This window comes from Bradyrhizobium sp. Mp27 (assembly GCF_029953005.1).
Lineage (GTDB): Bacteria > Pseudomonadota > Alphaproteobacteria > Rhizobiales > Xanthobacteraceae > Bradyrhizobium > Bradyrhizobium barranii.
Genome location: NZ_JASAUS010000289.1, coordinates 1 through 5,375, shown reverse-complemented (window position 1 = coordinate 5,375; position 5,375 = coordinate 1). Strand labels below are relative to the sequence as shown.

The window sequence follows — 5,375 nt, the reverse complement described above, 5'->3', positions numbered from 1 at the left end:
TTGATGTCTGTCTTGATGCATGGAACGAGCGTCCCTCGCGTTGTCAAATCCACGCGCGAGTCTCGCTCATCCCGTCCACCTAAACGAGGTGGGGTCGTCGTACCGCTATCGGTCGACGGAGGGCATACCCACTATCCATAGGCAACCGTTATGACTCCATGCCCGTATTGTATTGGCGCCAAGCGGAAGGCCGCACTAGACGATTGTTAGAAGCCATCGCTTGCAGCGGGCAACGCCGCTCGGCAGACGGTCTTGTCGAGTGCTACTGGCCGTGGTCAGCGGTATTGGATGTGGTGGCGGGATGGGTGCTTGGCCGCGGGGGTGCGAGCGCGCGTCCTTTCGGGGGCTGCCGCGATGTTTTACCGGCCAAGGTCGGTGGCGGGACATGACATGGATGATCAGCAAACGACACGTGACTCGGTGAGGGACAGGGATTCGGCAGGTATGTCTTGGTTGTCGACTTGTGCGACACCCGACAGTCGCGTCGGCCTCCTGCGACGTCTCACCGAGGCGGCATTCTTGGCTTGTGTCACGAACGACGTGGTGAGGGCGAGGCGGATCGCGAAGGGGCTTGACGTCATTGCGCCGGGCAGTCGGGAGTGTGTCATGGCTTATGCGGTCGCAGATCTGACGGCAGGCGATATTCCAGCAGCGCTGGAACGACTCGATCCTCTTGCCAAAGCGAATGATGCATATGGGATGGCGTTTCAGGCCCTGGCTCTTGGGCTTACTGGACGCCTAAGCGAACGCGATACTGTGCTCAGGCACCTGCCAAGTGGCGAGCCCTGCCTCGATAGGTTCCACACGGCCTTGCGCCAGACCGCGCCGGCACATACCGCAGGAAAGGACATCTGATGAGCAGCGTAGGTAGTATCCTCTCGCAAGCACGGCCAGCCTTGTTTTCGATGGAGATGCGAGACGCATCGAAAGTGTCGGCTGAATCCGTTGAAGCGTTTCGAGCCGTGCTGGAGCCATCCGTGCCATCGCAGCGAGCTAACGAACCGCTGATCATGGCTGGAGGTGGGCTGACGGAGGAGAGAGGGGGGCCGCTCGCTCCTCGCCTATCCGATGATATCCTCAGTGGTATGGAAAAACTGAGCGCAGGCTTTGCACAATCCATGCAAGGCGTTCGCAGCGCTGCCGAAGGCCTGAACACGGGGAACATTCGCTCGGCTGAGTGGCTCGACGCGCAGGTCGAGCTATCAGCGATGAGCCTGCAGTACGACCTTGTGACCAAGGTGGTTGGGAAGGCGACCCGCACGCTCGAAACTTTCCTGAGCGGCCAATAAGCCACGATGATGCGGGCGTGGTGTCTGTATTGAAGCGGGCGGTGGCGGTTCTGGTGCTATTCACCCTGGCGGGCTGCGGATCGAAGATCGAGCTCTATCGCAACCTTTCAGCGCGCGAGGCTAACGAAATGCTTGCGTTGCTTATGCGACAAGGGATCCACGCGGAGCGGACGACAGACACCGGCGGCACGACCTCGCTCGTGGTGCCAGCAGAAGACGTGCCGCGTGCCATGACTGTGTTGGACAGCGCGGGGTGGCCTCGCGATCATTTCGCCGAAATGGGCACTCTCTTCAAGAAGGACCGGATGATCTCGTCGGACACAGAAGAGCGTGTGCGCTACATTTATGGTGTCACGCAGGAGCTTTCGCAGACTCTGTCCATTATCGACGGCGTGCTCAATGCCCGAGTCCACGCGGTCTTGCCGGAAAGCGCGAGTGACGATCGTAGTCCACCCGCCTCGCCAACTGCAGCGGTGCTCGTCCGTTACAAGCCCGGTGCTCCGATCGATCAGGTCGTGCCGAAGATCAAGGAGCTGGTCGCAAATAGCTTGAGGGGCCTGTCCTATGATCGGGTCTCAGTTGCCCTTGTAGAGGCAAATCAGGACAATACCACGCAGCGTCGGGCGTCAGAACGTAGCGACCCATCGCATCTTTTGATCGGCCTCGTCGGCGGCATGGCGGCATCGTTGATCGGCAATGCAGTGCTCGTCTGTCTCATATGGTGGCGGCGCTTTAACCGTAGGAACGGTATGGCAGCGTCATGAACTTTGGCGAAGCGAACAATCCGACCATGCTCGCAACGAGCTCAGCAACAATCCCGGATGAATGGCTTGATACGCCGTGGGCGGGAGCGATGGTGCGCTGCATCGCCGATCCTGCGGCCGATTTCGATAATACAATAGCGACCGATTGGCCCGAATGGATGCCTCTGGAAATCGCTCAGTCCGACCCGCTTATCCGCGTCAAGCTTGGACGTTGGCTGCTTCGCGGCCAAGGTGGTGAAGCGTCCGCGATTATTTTGGCCGGCAACGCACGACGGGCCCGGCTCGCATTTCTGCCGACGCCCGACGCTGCACGCCTTATCTGCCTCGCTGGAGCTTGGACCGGCGTGTCCAGCCTCATCGGCCTTCTTCGGACGGTCGATGTTGTGGCGGCGCGCGCCGTTCTCGGAGAAGAGGCCTTGGCATTCGTTTCGCATGCCGCACTGCTACCGCGACCGACCGCCGAACTAATGTCCGCGGTCAACGCTTCCGAGATGCCGGCTGGGCCTCGTGCATTCCTCTACCGCGGTGCGGTGATGTTCGGCCTTGCGATAGGCGCCATCCCGCATGGGCTGCGCGCCCGACTACGATTGCGCCGACCTGTAGCGATCTGGATGGTGGTGGCGGACGCCTGCCGTGACGACAGTGCCGGCGAAGATGCCTTTCGTGCGATGCGGCGCCTAGTCCGCAAAAAGATGCCAACATGGTCGCACTGGTTCAACTGACGTCTGGCAGGGTCAGCATCCTCGGCCCAGGGCGGGTCCTGCCGGCGGCAAGCGCACAGACGATCGTGGCCGCAGAGCAACTGCTCACTCAGGCGCGACGCGATGCGGACGCGCTCGTGGATGGTGCGCGCGAAACCGTAGGGATGATCGAGACGGCAGCCAAGGAAGCCGCGCTGATAGCGGCGCAAGCGACCATCGAACAGCGGTTGACCGCGATCGCCGTGGCGTCTCTGCGGATCATGGAGGAGAATCAAGAGCGGATCGTCGACATGGGCCTGCAAATCGCACGTCGGGTGATCGACACCATCGCACCGGATGACGCTACGGTGCAGCTCGCTTTGCACAGCCTGAGATTCACGGGCCATAGCTCCTTCGTCCGCTTACGCGTGGCACCGGCGTATATCGAAACTGTTCGCAGACGATTGAACGAGCTGCTCTTGACGGCGACGTCGCGCGCAGTCGTCGAACTCGTGTCTGATTCGCGCGTCAAAGATGCCGGATGCATCCTTGAAACCGATGCTGGCCTCGTCGACGCCACGATCGAAAGCCAATTAGCGGCGATCGAAGCCGGCCTGCGCAATAACCTAAAGGCCTCCGCAACGTGATTTCCGAGCTACCGACGGCAACCACCGCCATTCATTCTCCGCACGACGACATCGATCGCTTGTTCCAGCGTGCTCGCACGGCGGTGGCGCAGACGTCGACATTGCGTGTCCGCGGCCGAGTCCTTCAAATCGTTGGGACAATCATCCGTGCAACGGCACCTGGCGCCCGCATAGGCGACCTGTGCACGCTCCGCAATCCCGAGAACAACTGCGAATTGTCGGCGGAAGTGATCGGGTTTCAGCACGACATCGCCATTCTGACGCCGCTTGGCAAAATACAGGGACTTTCTACCCTCACCGAGGTGATCCCGATGGGAGAGCCTATGATGGTGCCCGCGGGCTGGAACCTGCTTGGCCGGGTGCTTGACGGTCTCGGCCGCCCTCTCGACACATCCGCGCATGGGCCCTTGCTTCCAGACGCCCGCGTGCCAGTCCAAGGCGAGGCGCCGGGTCCCTTGACCCGGCGCGTCATTGATCGCGTTCTTCCAGTCGGTATACGGGCAATCGATGGTCTTTTGACGTGCGGGGAGGGACAACGCATCGGAATCTTTGCCGCGGCGGGCGGCGGCAAGAGCACGCTGCTGTCGATGCTGGCGCGTAACGCGGCGGTTGACGTGACTGTGACAGCGCTGATTGGCGAGCGTGGCCGAGAGGTGAAGGAGTTCATTGAACACGATCTCGGCTCAGAAGCGCGACGGAGATCAGTTCTTGTCGTTGCGACCTCCGATCGTTCCGCGATGGAGCGGGTGAAGGCGGCCTATGTGGCGACGGCGATCGCAGAATGGTATCGAGATCGGGGACAGCGTGTACTGCTTCTCATGGATTCGGTCACGCGCTTTGCGCGCGCCCAGAGGCAGATTGGTCTGGCGGCCGGCGAACCGGCCACCCTGCGTGGTTTCCCGCCCTCGGTCTTTGCAACTTTGCCGCAGCTCATTGAACGCGCCGGCAACAACGATCGTGGATCGATAACCGCGTTCTACACCGTGCTCGTCGAGGGCGACGACGTCGCCGACCCCCTGGCCGATGAAGCCCGTTCCATCCTGGATGGCCACATTGTGCTCTCGCGCACCTTGGCGATGGCGAACCACTATCCTGCTATCGATATTCTGGCAAGCGTCAGCCGTGTCATGAGCGCTATCGTGTCGTCGCGGCATGAGACGTTAGCAGGTCAGCTGCGGGCGTTGATAGCTAAATACCAAGAGGTGGAACTATTGATACGGGTCGGCGAGTACAAGCAAGGAGCCGATCCGCACGCTGATACGGCTATCGCCAAGATAGAGAACATACGGACCTTCCTGCGACAGACGAGATGTGAACAGATTGGCTTCGACGCAATGCTTCATGAGCTTGCCGCGTGCCTGGCATAATTCCCAAGGCCGTGTATCAATTGCTTCAGTTGAGGGAATTGCGGCGTCGCCGGGCCGACGAGTCTCTACGAGTGCGGCAGTCAGCCCTCGACAAATCCGATGCGGGTATCGAAGCGGCACTGACAGACCTTCGCATATGGCGGCAAGACCGGCCTCGTCTGGAACGCTCGATATACGATTTGCTGATCGGCAAAACCGTCGCTCTCAATGATCTTGAGGAGGCGAAGGCGAAGATGATCTCACTGCACGAACACGAACGGCTGGTCGAACGGCGCCTTGAGGAGGCAATGTCGGAAGCCGAACAAGCCCGGCAGGCACGGGAGGAAGCCTACAACGCCGCGCGTAAGGCATATCGGGGGCTCGAGAAATGCGACAATTTGGTGCGTGCCTTGAAAGCCGGCCCGCTGCAGGAGAAGGATGTCTAATTTATGGATCCAAGGAGCGGGCCGTCTACGGTGCGGGCGCAGCCGTTGTGGAGGGAGCCGGGCCTCAGAAATTCTGTGTAGGAGCGCCTCTGTGCCCCGCGGGTCACTTCAAATTCCTCCGGGTGTGGTCAGTCAAATTCCTCCACCCGCGAGGCAGGACAAGGGACTGTTAGTTTGAGTTTGTTTCCCGGGCAAGAGCTTCA

At 60.7% G+C, this 5,375-nt stretch carries 7 protein-coding genes; all 7 read left to right on the top strand.

Annotated elements, in window-relative coordinates:
• Positions 1-606 precede the first annotated feature (606 nt).
• From QJT78_RS48055 to QJT78_RS48025, 7 genes are read left to right on the top strand one after another with little or no spacing between them, the layout of a single operon-like run.
• The gene (locus tag QJT78_RS48055) at positions 607-855 is read left to right on the top strand and encodes a hypothetical protein (RefSeq protein ID WP_129557672.1); all 249 of its coding nucleotides are present in this window, start codon (positions 607-609) and stop codon (positions 853-855) included.
• Positions 855-1,289 carry an EscI/YscI/HrpB family type III secretion system inner rod protein gene (locus QJT78_RS48050; RefSeq protein WP_080586868.1) on the top strand — a complete coding sequence of 145 codons (435 nt, stop codon included), beginning with the start codon at positions 855-857 and terminating at the stop codon, positions 1,287-1,289. Before QJT78_RS48055 ends, QJT78_RS48050 begins: the two co-directional genes overlap by 1 nt.
• Before the next feature lie 20 nt (positions 1,290-1,309).
• A complete protein-coding gene (gene sctJ / locus QJT78_RS48045) occupies positions 1,310-2,053 on the top strand; it encodes a type III secretion inner membrane ring lipoprotein SctJ (protein WP_157790374.1) in 744 nt (247 codons plus the stop codon).
• Positions 2,050-2,775: a hypothetical protein gene (locus QJT78_RS48040; RefSeq protein ID WP_028154240.1), complete on the top strand. Its 726-nt coding sequence runs from the start codon at positions 2,050-2,052 to the stop codon at positions 2,773-2,775. Before sctJ ends, QJT78_RS48040 begins: the two co-directional genes overlap by 4 nt.
• Positions 2,754-3,380, top strand: coding sequence for a FliH/SctL family protein (locus QJT78_RS48035; RefSeq protein WP_028154239.1), 627 nt, complete (start codon positions 2,754-2,756; stop codon positions 3,378-3,380). Before QJT78_RS48040 ends, QJT78_RS48035 begins: the two co-directional genes overlap by 22 nt.
• Positions 3,377-4,747, top strand: a complete 1,371-nt coding sequence (gene sctN / locus QJT78_RS48030; protein WP_080587269.1) for a type III secretion system ATPase SctN — start codon at positions 3,377-3,379, stop codon at positions 4,745-4,747. Before QJT78_RS48035 ends, sctN begins: the two co-directional genes overlap by 4 nt.
• Positions 4,735-5,172: a YscO family type III secretion system apparatus protein gene (locus QJT78_RS48025; protein WP_080586865.1), complete on the top strand. Its 438-nt coding sequence runs from the start codon at positions 4,735-4,737 to the stop codon at positions 5,170-5,172. Before sctN ends, QJT78_RS48025 begins: the two co-directional genes overlap by 13 nt.
• Positions 5,173-5,375 lie beyond the last annotated feature (203 nt).